General features: G+C 65.7%; 18 protein-coding genes. 10 read left to right on the forward strand and 8 right to left on the reverse strand.

Annotated features, from left to right (window positions below):
- Positions 1-49 precede the first annotated feature (49 nt).
- Genes CG716_RS02385 through CG716_RS02420 form a run of 8 tightly spaced genes read left to right on the forward strand, consistent with a single transcriptional unit; the run spans position 50 to position 8,815 of the window.
- Positions 50-1,255: an MCE family protein gene (locus CG716_RS02385; protein ID WP_094476108.1), complete on the forward strand. Its 1,206-nt coding sequence runs from the start codon at positions 50-52 to the stop codon at positions 1,253-1,255.
- Complete coding sequence (locus CG716_RS02390) at positions 1,252-2,277, forward strand: MCE family protein (protein ID WP_094476110.1); 1,026 nt, start codon at positions 1,252-1,254, stop codon at positions 2,275-2,277. The genes CG716_RS02385 and CG716_RS02390 overlap by 4 nt, the downstream gene beginning before the upstream one ends.
- Positions 2,277-3,359 carry an MCE family protein gene (locus CG716_RS02395; RefSeq protein WP_094476112.1) on the forward strand — a complete coding sequence of 361 codons (1,083 nt, stop codon included), beginning with the start codon at positions 2,277-2,279 and terminating at the stop codon, positions 3,357-3,359. The genes CG716_RS02390 and CG716_RS02395 overlap by 1 nt, the downstream gene beginning before the upstream one ends.
- Entirely contained in the window at positions 3,356-4,798 is a 1,443-nt protein-coding gene (locus CG716_RS02400; protein WP_094476114.1) for an MCE family protein, read from the forward strand. The genes CG716_RS02395 and CG716_RS02400 overlap by 4 nt, the downstream gene beginning before the upstream one ends.
- Positions 4,795-5,985 (forward strand): MCE family protein, encoded by a 1,191-nt coding sequence (locus tag CG716_RS02405; protein ID WP_094476116.1) that lies wholly within the window; start codon positions 4,795-4,797, stop codon positions 5,983-5,985. Before CG716_RS02400 ends, CG716_RS02405 begins: the two co-directional genes overlap by 4 nt.
- Complete coding sequence (locus CG716_RS02410) at positions 5,985-7,475, forward strand: MCE family protein (RefSeq protein ID WP_094476118.1); 1,491 nt, start codon at positions 5,985-5,987, stop codon at positions 7,473-7,475. The genes CG716_RS02405 and CG716_RS02410 overlap by 1 nt, the downstream gene beginning before the upstream one ends.
- Positions 7,476-7,524: 49 nt before the next feature.
- A complete protein-coding gene (locus CG716_RS02415) occupies positions 7,525-8,283 on the forward strand; it encodes an alpha/beta fold hydrolase (protein ID WP_094476120.1) in 759 nt (252 codons plus the stop codon).
- Between the two features lie 46 nt (positions 8,284-8,329).
- Complete coding sequence (locus CG716_RS02420; RefSeq protein ID WP_234817681.1) at positions 8,330-8,815, forward strand: Rv2253/PknI dimerization domain-containing protein; 486 nt, start codon at positions 8,330-8,332, stop codon at positions 8,813-8,815.
- A gap of 22 nt (positions 8,816-8,837) precedes the next feature.
- On the opposite strand, the gene CG716_RS02425 is transcribed toward CG716_RS02420, so the two are convergent.
- Positions 8,838-9,056 carry a heavy-metal-associated domain-containing protein gene (locus CG716_RS02425; RefSeq protein WP_094476124.1) on the reverse strand — a complete coding sequence of 73 codons (219 nt, stop codon included), beginning with the start codon at positions 9,054-9,056 and terminating at the stop codon, positions 8,838-8,840.
- A gap of 19 nt (positions 9,057-9,075) precedes the next feature.
- On the reverse strand, positions 9,076-11,328 hold the full coding sequence (locus tag CG716_RS02430) for a heavy metal translocating P-type ATPase (protein WP_094476126.1): 2,253 nt from the start codon (positions 11,326-11,328) through the stop codon (positions 9,076-9,078).
- Positions 11,329-11,482: 154 nt separating this feature from the next.
- Here CG716_RS02430 and sigC point away from each other — a divergent pair, with 154 nt between their 5' ends.
- Entirely contained in the window at positions 11,483-12,034 is a 552-nt protein-coding gene (gene sigC / locus CG716_RS02435) for an RNA polymerase sigma factor SigC (protein WP_094476128.1), read from the forward strand.
- A 6-nt stretch (positions 12,035-12,040) separates the two neighbouring features.
- Here the strand turns inward: sigC and zwf are convergent, their stop codons facing one another.
- Genes zwf through CG716_RS02465 form a run of 6 tightly spaced genes read right to left on the reverse strand, consistent with a single transcriptional unit; the run spans position 12,041 to position 18,577 of the window.
- On the reverse strand, positions 12,041-13,540 hold the full coding sequence (gene zwf, locus CG716_RS02440; protein ID WP_094476584.1) for a glucose-6-phosphate dehydrogenase: 1,500 nt from the start codon (positions 13,538-13,540) through the stop codon (positions 12,041-12,043).
- 43 nt (positions 13,541-13,583) lie between these two features.
- Complete coding sequence (locus CG716_RS02445; protein ID WP_165774003.1) at positions 13,584-14,300, reverse strand: FadR/GntR family transcriptional regulator; 717 nt, start codon at positions 14,298-14,300, stop codon at positions 13,584-13,586.
- A gap of 53 nt (positions 14,301-14,353) precedes the next feature.
- A complete protein-coding gene (locus CG716_RS02450; RefSeq protein ID WP_094476132.1) occupies positions 14,354-15,127 on the reverse strand; it encodes a 3-oxoacyl-ACP reductase in 774 nt (257 codons plus the stop codon).
- Positions 15,128-16,492 carry an aldehyde dehydrogenase family protein gene (locus CG716_RS02455; RefSeq protein ID WP_094476134.1) on the reverse strand — a complete coding sequence of 455 codons (1,365 nt, stop codon included), beginning with the start codon at positions 16,490-16,492 and terminating at the stop codon, positions 15,128-15,130. It abuts the gene before it with no gap.
- Positions 16,489-17,268 (reverse strand): gamma-glutamyl-gamma-aminobutyrate hydrolase family protein, encoded by a 780-nt coding sequence (locus CG716_RS02460; protein WP_094476136.1) that lies wholly within the window; start codon positions 17,266-17,268, stop codon positions 16,489-16,491. The genes CG716_RS02455 and CG716_RS02460 overlap by 4 nt, the downstream gene beginning before the upstream one ends.
- Entirely contained in the window at positions 17,255-18,577 is a 1,323-nt protein-coding gene (locus tag CG716_RS02465) for a glutamine synthetase family protein (RefSeq protein ID WP_094476586.1), read from the reverse strand. Before CG716_RS02465 ends, CG716_RS02460 begins: the two co-directional genes overlap by 14 nt.
- A gap of 267 nt (positions 18,578-18,844) precedes the next feature.
- On the opposite strand from CG716_RS02465, the gene CG716_RS02470 reads away from it, so the two are divergent.
- Entirely contained in the window at positions 18,845-20,416 is a 1,572-nt protein-coding gene (locus CG716_RS02470) for an amino acid permease (protein WP_094476138.1), read from the forward strand.
- The last annotated feature ends 93 nt before the right edge of the window (positions 20,417-20,509 follow it).

Below are 20,509 nucleotides of genomic sequence, written 5' to 3' on the forward strand. Positions count from 1 at the left end.
GTAGATATTTTTCTTCTACATATGTAGATAGTCTGATAGCGTCGCGCGCATGACAGCACCGGCGCCGACGAAACGAGCTTTCGCGCGTCCGTTGGCCGGGTTGCTGACCGTCGGGGCAATCATTGGCGTCGTCATCGGCGCCGCCGGATCATTCAACGGTGACTTCACCAAATCCGTAGCCGTGACAGTGCTTTCACCGCGCGCGGGACTCGTCATGGACCCCGGCGCCAAGGTGAAAATGGTCGGTGTTGAGGTCGGGCGGGTCTCGTCCATCGACTACCTGCCCAATGGGCAGGCCGCCATCCATCTGGCACTCAACCCCGACACGATTCGTGCCATACCGGACAACGTCGTCGTCGAAATCTCCGCCACCACGGTCTTCGGCGCAAAATATGTGCAGTTGGCCGCCCCGAACACAGCGTCCTCGCAGTCGATCCGGCCCAATCAGGTGCTGGAATCTCAGCGCGTCACCGTGGAGATCAACACGGTTTTTCAGCGACTGACCGAGATCCTGGCCAAAATCGACCCGACGAAGCTCAATCAAACACTCGGCGCGATCGGCGCTGCGCTGCGCGGGCGCGGCGAACAGCTCGGGCCAGCGCTGTCGGATCTCGATGAGTTCCTGGCCGAAATCGAACCGAGTTTGCCCAATGTGACCCGCGACTTACAGCTGAGTCAGCCTGTTCTCGAGACCTATGCTGACGCGGCGCCCGATCTGCTGCGCAGTGTCGTGAACAGCACCCGGATCCTCCAGACGGTGACCGAGGAGCAGCAGCAGCTCGACGCCCTGTTGATCGCCACGATCGGGCTCGCCGATATCGGCAATGCCGTCGTCGGCGGAAATCGCCAGGCACTCACCGATGTTCTCCATCTGCTCGTGCCGACGACGGAACTCGCCGACCGCTATCACCAGGCCCTCAATTGCGGTATCGCCGGCATGCTCCCTTACGTCCACCAACCACCCTTGCCGCTGCCCGGCATCCTGGTCTCGGCGGGTTTCACATTGGGCGCCGAACGCTACCGTTACCCCGCAGACCTGCCCAAAGTCGCCGCCACCGGCGGCCCCCACTGCATGGGCCTGCCGGACGTGGCGCCCGGCAACCGACCGCCGTTCCTGGTGACCGACGTCGGCGCCAGTCCGGCCCGGTACGGCAACCAAGGCATCCTGCTCAACTCTGACGGCCTGAAGCAGATGCTGTTCGGACCGATCGACGGACCGCCCCGAAACTCCTTCCAGACCGGGCAGCCCGGATGAGCCGACACACGGCCATTTCCCTCAAGTTCGGCGTATTCGCGATCGTGATGATCACGTTCACGGGGCTGTTGTTTCTGGCGTTCGGTCAATTCCGCAGCGGCGCGACCAACAGCTACTCGGCAGTCTTCGCCGACGCCTCACGGCTCAAATCCGGCGATGCGGTGCGGGCCTCGGGTATCCGCGTGGGCACCGTCACGGCGGTCGCCGCGGCGGGCGAAGACAGGGTCCTGGTGACGTTCGATGCAGATCGCAGCGTGGCGCTGACAAGCGGAACCGCCGCTGCGGTGCGCTACCTCAATCTGGTAGGCGACCGCTACCTCGAGCTTGTCGACGGCCCTGGCTCGACACGTCTGCTTCCGCCCGGATCGCAGATTCCGCTGGAACGCACCACTCCGGCATTGGATTTGGACCTGCTCCTCGGCGGACTCAAGCCCGTCATTCAGGGTCTGAATCCGCAAGATATCAATGCACTGACCGCCTCGTTACTACAGATCTTCCAAGGCCAGGGCGACACCATGGCATCGCTGCTGTCGAAAACCTCGTCGTTCACCACTGCGTTGGCCGACAACGGAACCCTCATCCAGCAGGTCATCGATAACCTGAACACGGTGGTAGGTACCCTCGATCAAAACAGCGGACAGTTCTCGGCCACGCTGGATCGGTTGGAACGCCTTATCTCCGAGCTGTCGACCCAGCGGGAGCCGGTCGGTGAGGCCATCGACGCCCTCGACCGCGGCACCGCATCGCTCACAGACCTGTTGGGCCAGAGTCGAATTCCCCTGAAGGGAACCGTCGATCAGCTCGCTCGACTTGCGCCGCTGCTCGAGAGTGACAAGGGGCGTCTGGACACCGCATTGCAGAAAGCACCGGAGAACTACCGCAAGCTGATCCGGTTGGGCGCCTACGGCAGTTTCGTGAACTACTACATCTGCGGAATTCAGCTGCGGGTCAGTGACCTTCAAGGCCGCACCGCCGTGTTCCCGTGGTTCAAGCAAGACCAGGGGCGGTGTGCCGAACCCTAATGCTCAAATACCGCGGCACTCAACTCATTCAAGCCGGCTTCATCGGCTTCGCCGTGATTCTGCTGACCATCATGATCGGCTTGAATACGGAACGAATCACCACCTGGGCCACCCAGGTTCGATACCAAGCGTTGTTCACCGAGGCCGGGGGCCTGGCGGTGGGAAACGACGTCACCAAAACCGGCATCAAGGTCGGCTCCATTTCATCGGTCGTCCTCGACCGCGGAAAAGCCTTGGTGACCTTCACCGTCGACGGCTCGGTCCGATTGGGAGCCGATACGACGGCACACATCCGCACCGGCTCGCTGTTGGGTCAACGCGTCCTGACCCTGGAGTCCGCTGGGACGACCCGCTTGCGTCCAGGTGACGTCATCCCCGTCGACCGCACCTTCTCGCCGTACTCGTTGACCGAGGCGGTCAGCGACTTGACCACGAATACCGCTGACACCGATACCGCCTCGCTCAACCAGTCCCTCGATGCCCTGTCTGCCGTGCTCGACCAGATCGCCCCGCAACTCGGCCCGACCTTCGACGGCTTGACCCGCCTCTCCCGCTCGATCAACGACCGCAACGACACCCTGCGCACGCTGCTGTCCAGCGCCGGCAACGTGACCGGCATCCTCGCCCAACGCAGCGACCAGCTGAACACCCTGTTACTCAACGCCAACGACCTAATCGGTGTGCTCAGCGATCGCCGGCAGGCCATCGCCGAACTGCTCGCCAACATCTCGGTCCTGGGCCGACAACTCTCGGGGTTGGTGGCCGACAACGAGAAGCAGCTCGCACCGACCCTGGAGAAACTCAATGCGGTCACCGCGATGTTGGAGAAAAACCGGGACAACATCGCCAAAGCACTACCGGGCTTGGCCAAATTCCAAGTCACCCAAGGTGAGACCGTGTCGAGTGGCTTCTACTACAACGCCTACGTCCCCAACTTGATCCCCGGTCAGACGATACAGCCATTCCTCGACTACGCGTTCGGCTTCCGCCGCGGCGCCGACGCCGGACAACCACCCGACAATGTGGGACCGCGCGCCGAATTCCCCTTCCCCTACAACGGGATTCCCGGAGGCTCGCGATGAGATCTGGCAGGAGCGCGGTAATCCTGGCCGTCGTGCTGGTTGCTGTAGCGGCAACCGCGACGGCCCTGATCGTGCACGCGCGATACTTTGGTCACCGCACCGTCAGCGCATTGTTCACCACCGCGATCGGCATCTACCCCGGCGACGAGGTCCGCGTCGCCGGGGTCAAGGTCGGCACCATCGCCGCGGTCGATCCGCAAGGCACACGCTCCGAACTCACCCTCGCCGTCGACCGCACCGTGCGCCTACCCGCAGACGTCAAGGCCGTCATCGTGGCCCAGAACCTGGTCGCAGCCCGCTACGTCCAGCTCACGCCTGCTTACGAGACCGCGGGACCGACGCTGCCCGACGGAGCAGTCATCCCCATGGACCGGACCGCGGTGCCCGTCGAATGGGACGACGTCAAAACCCAACTGATGCGGCTGGCCACCGAACTCGGACCGAAGGCTGGCGCATCCGACACCTCAGTCGCACGATTCATCGACAGCACAGCGGACGCACTCGACGGCAACGGCGTCAAGCTGCGGCAGACGTTGGCACAACTCTCCGGGGTCGGCCGGATCCTTGCCAGCGGCCACGGCAGCCTTGTCGACGTCCTGAAAAACCTCGCGACATTCGTTGCGGCGCTGCGCAACTCAGGCACCCAGATCGTGCAGTTCGAAAACCGCTTCGCCGCGCTCACCAGTGTGCTCGACGGGTCTCGGTCAGACCTGGATTCGGCACTGACCACCCTGTCCAGCGCCATCGAGGACGTGCGGCGGTTCATCGCCGGTACCCGTGACCAAACCGCAGAACAGATCCGGCGGCTAGCCAATGTCACCCAAACCGTCTCCGACCATCGCATCGACCTGGAGAACGTGCTGCATGTGGCACCCAACGCGTTCTCCAACGGCTACAACATCTACAACCCGGACACCGGTAGCCCAATCGGCGCGTTCATTTTCAACAACTTCGCCAATCCCGCCGAATTCATCTGCGGCGCAATCGGCGGCGTCGAGAACACGACGGCCCCGGAGACCGCGAAACTCTGCAAGCAATACCTCGGCCCGGCGTTGCGGCTGCTCAATTTCAATTACCTGCCTATTCCCATCAACCCCTACCTCGCCAAATCACCGAGCCCCAGCAACCTCGTCTACTCCGATCCCGCCCTGGCGCCTGGCGGGGCCGGTGCGCCACCGGGTCCGCCCCAAGATCCCCCGGCGGTATCCGCCTATACCGGCGCCGGCGACGTCACCCCGCCGCCCGGGTTCGGGAATTCCGTTCTACCGCAGGGGGGTTCGAATCTGCCGGCGTACCCGTCGCCGGCGCTGCTTCCCGATGCTCCCATCCCCACCGTGGAGAACGTGCCGCCCGCGGTCGCCGCACCATCTATCGGCGATGTGTTGTTGCCTGCTGAATCCGCCCCGGCCCCGCCGGCTGGCCAGGGACCTCCAACATGACCCCGACCGGCGGCGGTGCGGCGGTGCGCCGGCTCGCCATCATCGGGTTGTGCTTAGTGTTAGCGGTGTCGGGCTGCTCTTTCACGGGCGTGAACTCGCTGCCGCTACCGGGTGCTGTCGGCCGTGGTCCCGGCGCACACATCTACCACCTCGAAATCGCCAATGCCGGCACGTTGGAATCGAATTCACCAGTGTTAATCGACGATGTGGTCGTCGGCAGTGTCGGGTCGATGCGATTCACCAATTGGCACGCCGACGTGGAGATCTCCATCAAGCCTGACGTCGTCGTCCCCGCCAACGCGGTGGCCAGCGTTGGGCAAACCAGTCTGCTCGGTTCGATGCACGTCGCCCTCGACCCGCCACCTGGGCAGGCGGCACGCGGCCAACTCGCCCCAGGCTCCACGATTGCACTGGCCGACCCGTCGACCTATCCGTCCACCGAGCAGACCTTGGCCGCACTGTCGGCGGTCGTCACCCGGGGTGGGCTTGGCCAGATCGGCGATATCATCCACAGTTTCAACGGTGCGCTCGCCGGCCGCCAGGACCAAGTGCGTGACCTGATCACGCGCCTGGACACCGCCGTGGGAACCCTTGACGCTCAACGCGACACCCTCATCGCCAGCATCCACTCCCTCGACCGGTTGGCCAACACCTTCGCCACCCAGCGGGACGCGATCACTCATGCACTGAAGGCCATCCCACCAGCGCTCGACGTCCTCATCCGCGAGCGTCCGCGGTTCACCACCGCACTCGACAAGCTGCGGGTGCTCAGTGACACCGCGACCCGGCTTGTCGACGACAGCCAGCACGATCTCGTCGAGAACCTCACCCATCTGCAACCAACGCTGCAGGCGCTGGCCGATATCGGGCCCGAACTCGACACCGCCTTGGCCTACGCCACGACCTTCCCGTTCGGTCAAAACATTATCGACCGCGGTGTCCGCGGCGACTATTTCAACGTTTTCGCCGTCGTCGACCTCACCATCCCCCGACTGAAACGCACTCTGTTCCTGGGTACCCGGTGGGGCCAGGAGGGTGCGACTCTCGTGCCCGCGCCCGGCGATCCCTGGCAGTTGCAGTACACCTACGATCCCCTGACCGCGCCGCTGGCACCGCCGCCCGCGCCTGCTGCTCCCCCGACCGGCAGTACCCCGCCGGCCGACGCCGCCGCAGGGGGTGGTGGCTAGTGCTGACCCGATTCGTCCGCATCCAGCTGATCATCTTCACCGTTGTCGGCATCGTTGGCATCAGCGCGATGTTGTTCGGGTATATGCAGATTCCGACCCTGCTGGGCATCGGGCGCATTACGGTCACGATGGAACTGCCCGGTTCGGGGGGCCTTTACCGGTTCGCTAACGTGACCTACCGTGGCGCCGAGATCGGCAAGGTCACTGACGTCACGATCGTGGGACCCCACCTCGCCCAGGCGACGTTATCGTTAGCTGACTCGCCCCGGGTTCCTGCCAACCTGCAAGCCCAGGTGCGGTCGATGTCCGCGGTCGGCGAGCAGTTCGTGGAACTGGAGCCGCGCACCGACGCCCCGCCGTATCTGCACGACGGGTCGATAATTGCGCTGCAGGACACCATAATTCCGCAGGCCGTCGGGCCGATGCTCGACCAGGTCGCGTCCCTGGTCGGCAGCATCCCGCAGGGCCAACTGGGCCACGTCCTCGACGAGTCGTTCAATGCCTTCAACGGCGCCGGTGACGACCTGAGTTCGCTCATCGACGCATCGGCAAGGTTGGGCCGTGACCTCAACGGTGCCGGTCCACAGGTCCGCGGGCTGGCCGAGGATGCAGGCCCGTTGTTGGCCACCCAAGCCCAAACCGGTGACGCCATCCGTATTTGGTCGCGCAGCCTCGCCGGATTCACCGAGCAACTCGCCACCAACGACCCGCAGATCCGGTCAATCCTGCAGAAAGGGCCCAGCTTCGCCGCCGAATTATCCCGACTGCTCAGCGAACTCAAACCCACGTTGCCGATTCTGTTGGCCAACTTGACCACCATCGGTCAGGTCGGCGTGACCTACAACCCGTCGCTGGAGCAGCTGCTGGTGCTCCTTCCGCCCTACAGCGCCGCCCAACAATCCTATGGCCTCGCAAAAAACAACCCGACCGGCCTTCCCTCTGGTGAGTTCTCCATCACCCTCGACGATCCCCCGGCATGCACCGTCGGATTCCTGCCGCCGTCGCAATGGCGAAACCCCGCCGACACCACGACAATCGACACCCCCAGCGGGCTCTACTGCAAACTGCCGCAAGACTCACCGCTGTCGGTGCGCGGAGCCCGCAACTATCCCTGCATGGGTCACCCCGGCAAACGCGCGCCCACCGTCGAGATCTGCGACAGCGATAAACCCTACGTCCCGCTGGCCATGCGTGAACACACCCTGGGGCCAAACCCCATCGACCCCAATCTGATCGCTCAAGGTGTTCCGCCCGACGATCGAGTCAACAGCGACGACAACATCTTCGGACCGCTCGAAGGCACCCCACCGCCGCCACCGCCGAATGCCGCGCCAAGTGCCTACAACCCGAGCGATCATTCACCTTCGGTGGCAATCGCTGCGTACAACCCCGATACCGGGGAATACCGCACCCCCGACGGGACGTGGCAGCGACACACCGACCCCGGTGCTACACCCAACAGCTGGAAAGACCTGCTACCCGTTCAATGAACATTGCCTCAACCATCTCTACAGCGAAACCTCGAGGAAGGGTCCAACTATGCGATTCGTGTTCGTGCACGGCGGCTTTCACGCCGCATGGTGCTTCTCACCGACCATCACCGAGTTAGAGAAGCTCGGCCACACCGCCATCGCCATCGACCTACCCGGCCACGGCAGCCGGCTCGACGAAGAGTCGACACTGGCCAACCGGCGGGACGCCGTCGCCAGCGTTTTGCGGCCCGGCGATGTGCTCGTCGGGCACTCCGGCGGCGGATTCGACGCCACCCTGGGTGCCGACACCCACCCGGACCGCATCCGCCACATCGTCTACCTGGCCGCCGCGTTGCCCCGCGAGGGTCGCAGCTACACCGAAGCAATGACCATGAACAACGCCGAGGACGGCGAACTCGACGGTGACGTCGGAGAGATGTTGAGCTACCTCCACTTCGGCGACGACGGCGACATGACCTTCGCCGAGTTCGAGCATGCCTGGAAGTACTTCTACCACGACTGCGACGAGGCGACGGCCCGCTGGGCTTTCGAGCGCCTCGGACCCGAACGGTTCGGGGAAACCACCATCGCGCCGGTGCATGTGCCGCACTTCTGGGAAGCGGACCTGCCCCGCAGTTTCATTGTGTGCGAACAGGATCAGTCCATGCCGCGATGGCTCGCCGATACGGTCGCCCACCGTCTTGGCGTCGACCAGCTGACCATCGACACCTCCCATTCGCCGTTCCTCAGCCAGCCGGCCGCACTCGCCGAGCTTCTCGTCCACGCCACGACCACGACACCGACCGGTCCGCTCATCCCCGACTGACAGGCCCAGATGCATGACACGACGACGCGCATTACCCTGTGCCGTCTTGCTCGCCGCGGCCCTCGCCGGCTACAGCGCTATCCTCCCGCACGCCAGCGGCTCCCCCGCCGGCGCGCTCAACGGCACCTTCCGTGCCCAATCCAACGGCGACTGGGCACAAACGAACGACCAATACCGCAACGAAGCAACGGTGATCGCCACCTGGACCATCACCACCACCTGCACCGACGGAAACTGCACCGGCGAAGTCCACAGCGACCAAGGCTGGACCGCGCCGATCAACAACCAAGCCGCAGGCGAATGGCACATCAAACGCCCCGTGCCCGACTGGGAAACCTGCCCCGACGGCACAACTGTCGCCGGCAACCAGCTCTACCGGTTCTACCCAGTAGACGGCACAACCGGGCTGGTGGACGACACCAAGTCCGCCATGTTCGCGGGCCGCGACATCACCCAAGGCCCCAGCGGCGGGTGCGGCATCAACAAACCACTGGTGATCTCGATCCCGTTCCAGCTAACCCGAATCAACTAGGCACGGTTTACTCGGCGTGCAATCAACCCACGACGGTGTAGTCGCCCTCGTCGGCCAGCGCGTCCCGAACCTGCTCGACGCTGAGATCAGCAGCGGCGTCGACCCTTACGGTCGATGCCCCCTCGGCATCCAGGTCGACCTCGACGGCACTGACCGCGGGCAGCGCCGTCAACGCGCCGCTGACCACCCGTACACAACTCTGGCAATGCAGGCCGGTGACCATGAAGGTCTGCTGGGACATGAGTACTACCTTTCGGTGTCTAGTCGCGGGCGTCGAAGGTCCGCAGCCGCAAGCTGTTCGAGACGACGAAGAACGACGAGAACGCCATCGCCGCACCAGCGATGAGCGGATTGAGCAACCCGGCCGCGGCGATCGGGATGGCGGCCACGTTGTAGCCGAACGCCCAGAAGAGATTTGTCCTGATCGTGCGCATCGTGGCTTTGGCCAGGTCGAGCGCCTGCGGGACGATGTCGAGATCGTCGCGCACCAGGATGATGTCGGCGGCACCGATCGCCACGTCGGTACCGCGACCGATCGCCAGACCGAGGTCCGCCGACGCCAGCGCAGGTCCGTCGTTGATCCCGTCGCCGACCATCGCGACCACCCGGCCCTGGTCGCGCAGCTGCTCGATGACGTCGACCTTGCCCTCCGGAAGGACCTCGGCGATGACTTCGTCGATGCCGACCTGGGCGGCCACCGCACCCGCGGCGGCGGCGTTGTCACCGGTGAGCAACACGGTTCGCAGCCCTCTGCGATGCAGGGCGGCCACGGCGTCGGCCGCGGACTCCTTGACGGCGTCGGCCACCGCGATCGCCCCGCACACCGCGCCGTCAACGGTGACGAAAACGACTGTCTCGCCGCGGGATTCGCCGGTTCGGCGGGCCGACTGCAGGCACTCGGGTATCCGCGCCTGCGCGCCGGCCCAGGACGGGCGGCCGATCATGACCGGTCGCCCCGACACCGTCGCAGTCACCCCTCGACCGGGGTGAGCACGAAAATCCGCCACCGCGCGGCGGTCGTCGGTGGCGGTCGCGATCGCCACCGCGACCGCGTGTTCGGAGGCCACCTCGACGGCACCGGCCAGCGCCAAGATCTCGCCTGCCTGCCAGCCGTCGGCGGCCGTCACCTCGGTGACCGTGAGGTGCCCCGTCGTCAGTGTGCCGGTCTTGTCGAACACCACCGTGTCCACCGCGCGGATGGCCTCCAGTGCGCGGTAGCCCTTCAGGAAGATGCCGAGCTGGGCTCCGCGTCCGGAGGCCACCATCATCGCCGTCGGCGTCGCCAGCCCCAGTGCGCAGGGGCAGGCGATCACCAGCACGGCCAGCGCTGCCGAGAATGCCCGGTCGGCGTCGGCTCCTGCAAGCAGCCACCCGGCTGCGGTCAGCGCCGCGATCAGGAACACCGCGGGCACGAAGACCCCGGCGATCCGGTCGGCCAGCCGCTGGGCGTCGGCCTTCTGCGCCTGCGCCTCCTCGACCAGCCGCACCATGCCGGCGAATTGGGTGTCCGCACCCACGGCGGCAGCTTCGACGATGAGCCGGCCGTCGAGCACCACGGTCCCGCCGATCACCGGCCCACCGGGATGGACGCGAGAGGGTGTGGCCTCGCCGGTCATCGCGCTCATGTCGATGGCTGCGCTGCCCTCGACCACCAGGCCGTCGGCGGCGATGGTCTCGCCGGGGCGCACCACGAACCGTTGCTGCTCCTTGAGCTCGTCGGCCGGCAGCACCATCTCACTGCCGTCGGCCAGCAGCACGGACACGTTCTTGGCACTGAGCGCCGCCAGGGCCCGCAGCGCGCTGCCCGCACGTGACTTGGCTTTGGCCTCGAAATACCGGCCGGCCAGGATGAACACCGTAACGCCGGCGGCGACCTCCAGATAGATCGCGTCGCTGCTCAGCAGCGCCTGCCAAATGCCGTGGACCTGCCGGGTGTGGTGACCGAGGAAGATCGTGTACAGCGACCACAGCGTCGCCGCTGTGACGCCCACCGAGATCAGCGTCTCCATCGAAGCGGTCCGGTGCCGCGCGTTGCGCAGGGCCACCCGGTGGAACGGCCACGCCGCCCACGTGACGATCGGTGCGGCCAGGGCGGTCAGCAGCCAGCCCCAGCCGGCGAACCGGGTGCTGGGGACGACGGCGAACATCACCGACAGGTCGGCCAGCGGCACGAACAGCACCGCGGCGATGGCCAGCCGGCGCAGCAGGTTGCGGGCCAGTTGGTCGTCGGGGTCTGCCGGGTCGGCCAGCGACACCGACCGGGGGGCCGCGTCGTAGCCGGCCTTGCGGATCACCGCGCACAGCTCGTCGGCGTCCACCGACTCCGGCGCGTCGACGCTGGCGACCCGGGTGGCGAAGTTGACCGACGCGCGGACACCGTCGAGCTTGTTGAGTTTGGTCTCGACACGGGCAGCGCACGCGGCGCAAGACATGCCAGAGACGTCGAGTTCGACGCGGTGCGCGACGCCGGCCGCGTTCGTAGCGGCCGGACCGCCCACGACGGATACCGTCATCGCCCTCCCTAGCTGGTGCTGTCCAGTGATAGTGCTGGTGCTGTCCAGGGATAGTCGGTTGCCGAGGCCGCCGGGTTCCCCGTCGGCACCAAACTACGCCGCGTTGCTGACCCGCAGATGTGCCCGGCCTCCCGATCCCCTACTCTCACTGAGCGTGGGAGAACGCGACGACGACCAGGTGACCGTGTTGGCCCTGGCCGCCGGGCGGGGTGATTCAGCCGCACTCGAGGCGTTCATCAAGGCCACCCAGCGCGACGTCTGGCGTACCGTCGCCTTCCTCGGGGACCCCGGTCAGGCCGACGACCTCACCCAGGAGACCTTTCTGCGCGCCCTGGGCGCGCTGCCCCGATTTTCCGGCCGGTCCTCGGCACGCACCTGGCTGATGTCGATCGCCCGCCGGGTGGTCGTCGATCAGATCCGCCGCAACCAGGCCCGGCCACGCACCGCGGCCGCGATCGACCTGGATCAGCTGCTGGACACCCGGCCGAGCGCGGCCCGGTTCGAGGACGTCATCGAGATCCGGATGCTGCTCGACGGGCTGGACACCGACCGTCGCCATGCCCTGATGCTGACCCAGGTGCTCGGGCTGTCCTACGCCGAGGCCGCCGAGGTGTGCGGGTGCCCGGTGGGCACGATCCGTTCACGCGTCGCGCGAGCTCGCGAGGATCTGATCAGCGCCGCCCTCCGCGACGACCAGGTGGGCTGACCAGCTCTAGGACTTCTTCTCCCGCCACGCCCGTTCGAACGGAAGCCGCCACGCATTCGGGGCAATGAGCTGATGGATGGCATTGGGCCCCCACGTGCCGACCGGGTAGCTCTTGACCGGCGGCGGGTCGTCCAGGAGTTGGGCCGAGCGTTCCCAGAGTGACTCGATGCCTTCGGCTGTGGTGAACAGGGTGTGGTCGCCGCGCATCGCGTCCAGGATCAACCGTTCGTAAGCCTCCAGCACATCGCCCTGGGAATCGGTTTCCTGGGTGGAGAACTGCATGGAGAGCTTGTCGAGCTTCATACCCGGCCCGGGGCGCTTGCCGTAGAACGACAGCGACACCTTGGAACTGTCGGCCAGATCGAAGGTGAGGTGATCGGGTCCCTGCGAGCCGACGCCAGAGCCGGCGGGGAACATCGTGCGTGGCGCTTCCTTGAACGCGATCGAAATGATCCGCTGACCCTCTGCCATCTTCTTACCGGTCCGCAGGTAGATCGGCACCCCGGCCCAGCGCCAGTTGTCGATTCCGACCTTGAGGGCGATGAACGTCTCGGTGTCGGAATCCTTTGCGACCCCGGCCTCTTGGCGATAGCCGGTGTATTGACCGCGGACCACGTGGTCGCAGTGGATCGGCAGCATCGAGCGAAAGACCTTGTTCTTCTCTTCGCTGATCGCGCGCGGCTCCAGCGCGGTCGGCGGCTCCATCACCACGAAGGCCATCACCTGCAGCAGGTGAGTGACGACCATGTCTTTGTACGCGCCGGTGCTCTCGTAGAAATTCGCGCGCTGGTCAAGACCGAGGGTCTCCGGGATGTCGATCTGAATGTGATCGATGAAGTTGCGATTCCAGATGGGCTCGAAGAGCCCGTTGGCGAACCGGAACGCCAGAATGTTCTGAGCGGCCTCCTTGCCGAGGAAGTGGTCGATGCGGAAGATCTGTCGCTCGCGGAACGTCTCGTGCACGAAGTCGTTGAGCTCGATCGCGCTCGCGAGGTCGGTACCGAAGGGCTTCTCCATCACCACTCGTGACCGCTCGACGAGGTTGGCCTCTTTGAGCATGGTGATGACCGCCTTGGCGGCTTTGGGCGGCACCGAAAGGTAGTGCAGCCTGTACACATCCGGGCCGAGTTGGGCTTCGGCGTCGGCCACTGCGGCGGCCAACGCGGCCGGGCCGGCACCCTGCGGGACGTAAGTGACCCGGCTGGCGAAGCTGGCCCACTGCTCGTCGGTCAGCTTATGGGTGCCGAAGTCTTCGACGGCCTTCCTGGTGATCGCGCGGAACTCGTCGTCGGTGAGCTCCTCGAGCGAGGTCCCGACCACCCGGATCTCGGGCGCGAGCGCCGACTGTACGAGATAGGCCATACCGGGCAGCAGCTTGCGCTTGGCAAGATCGCCTGTCGCTCCGAAGAGGACGATGACGTGGGGATCGAGGCTCTCGGCGTCACGGCGGTGCGGACGCGCACCTGCTGCCGGGTAAGCGATGGTCTGCAATTTGTCGGTGGCCACACCGGGCATGATCGCACCCGTTGGTGACCAGTGCTACTTCTCGTCAGTCAAGGAAGCCGTGCAGCAGGGCGGCCGAACCGGCAATGTGTGCCTGCATGGCGGCGGCCGCCGCGTCGGGATCGCCGGCCAGGATCGCGATGACGATCGCCTCGTGCTGCTCATTGGAGTGCGTGATGTTGCGGCGCAACAACGGAATTTGGTCCAGCAGCGCGTTCAGCCGCATCCGGTTCTCGGCAACCAGCGGCACCAGCGACGGGGATCCGGCTGCCTCCGCGACCGCCAGGTGCAACCGGGAGTCCAGCCGCCGGTAATCCTCCAGACACGCGCAGCGCACGTCGGACAGCCGCGACCACAGTCCGTCTCGTTCGGCCGCGGTCAGGGTGCGGGTGGCAGCCATCCGGGCCGCACCCACTTCCAGGATCTCCCGTAGCCGCAACGCGTCGTCGATATCGGCGCGGCCGAACCGCACCACACCTTCGGTCGGCCTAGGCAGCGACTCCGCCAGGAAGGTGCCGCCGTAGCGGCCCCGCCGCGACACCAGATAGCCGGCGTCGGCCAGTGACTTGATCGCCTCCCGCACGGTGTCACGGCTGACACCGAGGCGGGTGGCCAGTTCACGTTCCGGCGGCAGCGAGTCCCCCGGCGCGAGCACACCGAGCTTGATGGTCTGAAGCAGCCGACCGACGGTGTCCTCGAAGGCGTTTCCGAGGCGCACCGGACGCAGCAGAGCCTGCGAGGCCTGCTGCGGTTCCGGAACCACAGCAGATCCCCGGGTCGCTTCGCTCCTGCCCGCCGAAAACGCCATTGATGCTCCTACAGCGGAGTGACGTAGTGGCCGGTGATACCGCCGTCGACCAGGAAAGTCGACCCGGTGATGAACGACGAGTCGTCACTGGCCAGGAACGCCACCGCGGCGGCGAGTTCCTCCGGCTCGGCGAACCGGCCCATCGGCACATGCACCAGCCGGCGGGCGGCCCGCTCGGGATCCTTCGCGAACAGCTCCCGCAGCAACGGGGTGTTGACCGGTCCGGGGCACAGCGCATTGACTCGAATTCCCTGGCGCGCGTACTGGATTCCGAGCTCGCGTGACATGGCCAGCACGCCGCCCTTGGAGGCGGTGTAGGAGATCTGGGAAGTCGCCGAGCCGTTGACCGCGACGAACGACGCCGTGTTGATGATCGACCCTTTCTGCGCGGGCACCATGTGTCGCAGCGCGGCTTTACAGCAGAAGAAGACCGATTTGAGGTTGACGTCCTGCACGCGGTCCCAGGCGTCGATGCCGGTGGTCTCGATGAGGTCGTCGTCGGGCGGGCTGATCCCGGCGTTGTTGAACGCGATGTCGACCCCGCCATGCGTCTCGAAAGCGGTGTCGAACAAGTTGTCCACTGCGGCCTGATCGGCGACGTCGACCTGGACGAACGTGACGTTGAGGTCGTTGGCGACGGACTGGCCGGTCTTGGGGTCGACATCACCGATGACGACGATCGCGCCTTCGGCCCGCATCCGCTTGACAGCAGCCAGCCCGATACCGCTCGCGCCACCGGTGACGACGGCGACCTTGTCCTTGAGCCGCTGGGACAGATCCATCTAGTTCTCCTCTACTGCGAAAAAGACATTCTTGGTCTCGGTGAAGTGCAGGGGTGCGTCGGGTCCGAGCTCGCGGCCCAGCCCGGATTGCTTGAATCCGCCGAACGGCGTGTTGTACCGCACCGACGAATGGGAGTTCACGCTCAGGTTGCCGGCCTCGACGGCCCGCGACACACGCATCGCCCGCGACAGGTTGTCGGTCCAGATCGAGCCGGACAGACCGTATTCGGTGTCGTTGGCCAGGGCGATCGCATCAGCCTCGTCTTCGAACGGCAGGACGGTGACCACGGGGCCGAAGATCTCCTCGGTGACGGTCCGGTCGGTGCGGTCCGGGGTGAGCACCGTTGGCGGGAACCAGAATCCGGGCCCGCCAGGCGCGGATCCGCGAAAGGCGACAGCCGCGTCGTCGGGCACGTAGGCGGCCACCGATTCGAAGTGCTTGCGTGACACCAGCGGACCCATCTCGGTCTCGCGGGCGGCGGGGTTGCCGACCACGAGGCCCTTGACTGCCGGCTCGAGCAGCTCCATGAATTTGTCGAACACACTGCGCTGCACCAGGATCCGACTGCGAGCGCAGCAGTCCTGCCCGGCGTTGTCGAAGACGCCGTAGGGCGCGGTGGCCGCGGCTTTCTCCAGATCGCAGTCGGCGAAGACGATATTGGCGCTCTTGCCCCCGAGCTCCAGCGTCACCCGCTTGACCTGGTTGGCAGCGCCGGCCATGACCTTGATGCCGACCTCGGTGGAACCGGTGAACACGATCTTGCGCACATCGGGGTGGCTGATGAACCGCTCACCGACCACCGAACCCCTGCCGGGCAACACCTGGAACAGGCCCTCGGGGAGGCCGGCTTCCAGCGCCAGCTCGCCGAGGCGCATCGAGGTCAGCGGCGTCCACTCGGCCGGTTTGAGTACGACGGCATTACCGGCGGCCAGCGCGGGCGCAAACCCCCAAGCCGCGATCGGCATCGGGAAGTTCCAGGGTGTGATCACCCCGATCACACCCATTGGCTCGTTGAAGGTGACATCCAAACCACCAGCCACCGGAATCTGCTTGCCCGACAAGCGCTCCGGGGTCGCCGAATAGAACTGCAGCACGTCGCGCACATGGCCTGCTTCCCACTCGGCCGCTCCGATCGGGTGCCCGGAGTTGGCGACTTCGAGGGCGGCCAGCTCCCCGACATGGGCGTCGACCGCCGCGGCGAAGGCCCGCAGTGTGGCGGCGCGCTCGGCAGGAGGCGCTGCCGCCCAACCCTTTTGCGCGACCTTGGCCCGGGCAATCGCATCGTCGACACCGTCGACGTCGGTCAGCTCGACCGTGCGCAGCGCCTCTTCGGTGGCCGGGTTGACCAGTTCTGTCGTACTCACGCTCGCGCTCTCCCTCGTGTCGCTTCGCTCCCGCCCCCAGGGAGCCTTTCGTGTGTATAGGTCCGTGCCGCCTCGACCAGACCTGCGAACAACCGGAGGTCGTCCAAGGTCTCCTCGGGATGCCACTGCACCGCCAGAACGAAGTCTTCGCCCGGGATTTCGACGGCACCGATCACACCGTCCTCGTCCAGCCCGCTGATCGTCAGACCGTCACCGAGCCTGTCGATGCCCTGGTGGTGGTAGCACTGTGCGCTCGCGCTCTCGCCGAGCAGCCCGGCCAACCGACTGCCGGCCACGGTGCTGATCGACGACGTGCCGAACACCGCGTTGCCCTGCTGATGGTGGGTGTGACCGACGATGTCAGGAAGGTGCTGATGCAGCGTGCCGCCGAGCGCCACGTTGAGAACCTGTGCACCGCGGCAGATTCCAAGCACCGGGAGGCGCCTGCGCAGCGCCGCGGCGACCAGTGCGAACTCCCAGCTGTCGCGCTGGGTATCCGGGTCGTCGGTCGTGGGATGCGGCTCGTGTCCGTAGGCGGCCGGGTCGACGTCGCGGCCACCGGTAAGGACCAACCCGTCGATCCCATCCAGGATCCGCCCCGCGATGTCGTCGTCCACCGGCTGGGGCGGCAGCAGCGTGGCGATGCCGCCGGAGGAGTTCACGCCGTGGATGTAACGGTCCGAGAGGAACGCCGCGTGCACGTCCCAGATACCGCTCTTGGCTTGCTGAAGATAAGTGGTGAGCCCGATAACAGGGCGCCGCTCAGAGCCGCTCAAAGCCGCGCACCCTTTCCCAGTCGGTGACGGCGGAATTGAATGCGGCCAGCTCGATCCGGGCGTTGTTCAGGTAGTGCTCGACAACCTCGTCCCCGAACGCCTCACGGGCCACCGTGGACGCTTCGAACAGCGCGGCCGCCTCGGCCAATGTGGTCGGCAGCCGCTGCGCCCCGCTGGTGTAGGCGTTTCCGGCGCAGGCATCAGACAGTTCGAGCCCGTTGTCGATCCCGTAAAGGCCGCCGGCCACCAGCGCGGCCACCGCCAGGTACTGGTTGACGTCACCGCCGGGCGCCCGGCACTCCATTCGCATGGAATCGCCCTGGCCCACCACCCGCAGCGCGCAGGTCCGGTTGTCCAGGCCCCAGGCGATCGCCGTCGGCGCGAAACTACCTTCCACAAATCGCTTGTAGGAGTTGATGTTCGGTGCATAGAACAGGGTCAACTCGCGCAAGGTCGCCAGCTGACCGGCGATGAAGCTGCGAAACATCGGCGACATCCCCAGCGGTTCGTCGGCATCGGCGAACACCGCCGAGCCATCCTCGCCGCGAAGCGAGATGTGAATATGACAGCTGTTGCCTTCACGCTCATCGTATTTCGCCATGAACGTCAGGCTCTTGCCGTGCTGGTCGGCGATCTCCTTGGCGCCGTTCTTGTAGATGGTGTGGTTGTCGCAGGTGACCAGCGCTCTGTCGTAGCGGAACGCGATCTCCTGCTGGCCGAGGTTGCACTCCCCCTTGACGCCTTCGCAATACATGCCGGCGCCATCCATCCCCAGCCGAATGTCACGCAGCAGCGGCTCCATCCGGGTGGAGGCGTGGATCGCGTAGTCGACGTTGTAGTCGGTGGCCTTGGACAACCCCCGGTAGCCAGCCGCCCAGGCGTCGCGGTAGGTGTTGTCGAACACCATGAATTCCAGCTCCGTGCCGATGAACGCCTCCAGCCCACGCTGGGCCAGCCGATCCAGCTGGGCGCGCAGGATGCCGCGCGGCGCGGGGTTGACCGGTCCGCCGTCGACCCACGACAGGTCAGCCATCACCAGGGCGGTGCCCGGCAGCCACGGCAGCACGCGCAGAGTGGAGAAGTCGGGCGTCATCACCATGTCGCCGTAGCCGGACTCCCAGCTCGACATCGCATACCCGTCGACGGTGTTCATGTCGACGTCGACGGCCAGCAGGTAGTTGCAGCATTCCGAGCCGTGCGCGGCGACCTCCTCGACGAACAGCCGCGCGGCCACCCGCTTGCCGGTCAGCCGGCCCTGCATGTCGGTAAAGGCCACGATCACCGTGTCGATCTCACCGGCGGCCACCATGTTCTCCAGCTCGGCCTGCGACAACAGACCAGGCCGGCGGCGGCCAACACCATCAGGCGTCACGCGTGCCCCTCTCGATGAGAATGATTCGACGGAAAGTCAACCATTGGATGTCACCACGACGGCAACGTCGTCCTCCAGATTTACATAAACGTCACTCCAAAGGTAGGACACCAGACCAATAGCGCTCTATTGTCCCTACTCAGGGAGCGCCGGCGGGCGCCTTTCCGTCATCGATGCCCAGAACGGATCAGAAGGAGAAGCGCCGTGCCAGAGGGTCACGAACTGCTCGACGAGGACGAAAAGCAACTCGCCAGCCTCGGTTACACCCAAGAGTTGCACCGGTCCTGGTCCGGGTTCAGCAACTTCGCCATCTCGTTTTCGATCATCTCGATCCTGGCCGGCTGCTTCACCTCGTTCGGTCTGGGCTGGAACAACGGCGGGCCGGCGGCCATCGCCTGGGGCTGGCCGATCATCTCGGTCTTCATCCTGATCATCGGGCTCTGTATGTCAGAGCTGGTGTCGGCGTTCCCGACCTCGGGCGGAATCTATTGGTGGGCAGCCAAACTCGGCGGCCCGAAGGCCGGCTACTACACCGGCTGGCTGAACCTGATCGGTCTGATCGCCATCCTTGCCTCGGTCGCCTACGGCAGCGCGACCTTCCTGGACCTCACGCTGGGCACCTTCAGTCAGAGCTGGCTGGCCGGTTACAGCCTGACCCGGACGTTCTGGATCTTCCTTGGCATCCTGGTGATCGTCGCGGTCATCAACATCTTCTCCAGCCACCTGCTGGCCGTCATCAACAACATCTCGGTCTGGTGGCATGTCATCGGTGCGGCCGCGGTCATCGTCATCCTGTGGGCGCTACCCGAACAGCACGCCAGCTTCTCCACGGTCTTCGCCACCACGGTCAACAACACCGGCTTCTTCGGCGGCTCCACCTCCGGGATCACCTTCCTGCTGTTCGTGCTGCCGATGTCGGCCATTCTGACCCAGTACACGATCACCGGATATGACGCATCGGCGCATCTGTCCGAGGAGACCAAGAGCGCGGCCGACGGTGCCGCCAAGGGCATCTGGCGGTCGATCTTCTACTCGGCCATCGGCGGCTGGATCCTGCTGCTGACCTTCCTGTTCGCCGTGCAGGACGTCGACGGCGTAACCAAGAGTGGTGGCGCGGTCGCCACGATCTTCACTCAGGCCATGGACTCCAAGTGGGCCGGCATCGTCCTGCTGATCTCGACGGCAGGCCAGTTGTTCTGTACGACCGCCTGCCAGACCAGCTCCTCGCGCATGCTGTTCGCGTTCAGCCGCGACCGGGCGGTGCCCGGCCACCAGTTGTGGGCGAAGCTCAGCGCCAAGAAGGTGCCGGCCAACGCGGTGATCGTCACCGCGGTGATCGCGGCAATCATCACGCTGCCCGCGCTGGTCCAGGTGGATATCAACGGTGCACCGGTGCCGGTCGCGTTCTTCGCCGTCGTGTCGATCGGTGTGGTCGGTCTGTACCTGTGCTTCGCGGTGCCGATCTACTACCGCTGGAAGGCCGGCGACTCGTTCCCGCTTGGCAAATGGAACCTGCGTGGTCACCACAAGTGGATGGCACCGGTGGCGCTGATCGAGATCATCGTCACCTCGATCATCGCGATGTTCCCGACGTCGATCAGTGGCACGCCGTGGGACGACAGCTTCGAGTGGAAGTACGTCAACTACACCCCCCTGCTTGTGGGCGGTGTGCTGATCCTGCTCTACATCTACTGGCACGTATCGGTGAAGAAGTGGTTCACCGGCCCGATCAAGCAGGTCGACGCGTCGGGCGAACAGCTGGAGGGGGTTTCCTGATTCGCTGAAGGAGACCACACCCCAGGCCCTCCGTGAGGCGGGCCCCGCGCCCCTCGTGCCCCTGGCCGAGGGGCGCGGTTTGTGTGAGCGGTG

The sequence above is a fragment of the Mycolicibacterium sphagni genome (assembly GCF_002250655.1).
Taxonomy (GTDB): domain Bacteria; phylum Actinomycetota; class Actinomycetes; order Mycobacteriales; family Mycobacteriaceae; genus Mycobacterium; species Mycobacterium sphagni.

Coding starts and splice junctions, on each gene's coding strand:
- CG716_RS02385 (WP_094476108.1), top strand. CDS start 50: ATGACAGCACCGGCGCCGACGAAACGAGCTTTCGCGCGTCCGTTGGCC.
- CG716_RS02390 (WP_094476110.1), top strand. CDS start 1,252: ATGAGCCGACACACGGCCATTTCCCTCAAGTTCGGCGTATTCGCGATC.
- CG716_RS02395 (WP_094476112.1), top strand. CDS start 2,277: ATGCTCAAATACCGCGGCACTCAACTCATTCAAGCCGGCTTCATCGGC.
- CG716_RS02400 (WP_094476114.1), top strand. CDS start 3,356: ATGAGATCTGGCAGGAGCGCGGTAATCCTGGCCGTCGTGCTGGTTGCT.
- CG716_RS02405 (WP_094476116.1), top strand. CDS start 4,795: ATGACCCCGACCGGCGGCGGTGCGGCGGTGCGCCGGCTCGCCATCATC.
- CG716_RS02415 (WP_094476120.1), top strand. CDS start 7,525: ATGCGATTCGTGTTCGTGCACGGCGGCTTTCACGCCGCATGGTGCTTC.
- CG716_RS02425 (WP_094476124.1), bottom strand. CDS start 9,056: ATGTCCCAGCAGACCTTCATGGTCACCGGCCTGCATTGCCAGAGTTGT.
- CG716_RS02430 (WP_094476126.1), bottom strand. CDS start 11,328: ATGACGGTATCCGTCGTGGGCGGTCCGGCCGCTACGAACGCGGCCGGC.
- CG716_RS02450 (WP_094476132.1), bottom strand. CDS start 15,127: ATGGATCTGTCCCAGCGGCTCAAGGACAAGGTCGCCGTCGTCACCGGT.
- CG716_RS02465 (WP_094476586.1), bottom strand. CDS start 18,577: ATGGTGGCCGCCGGTGAGATCGACACGGTGATCGTGGCCTTTACCGAC.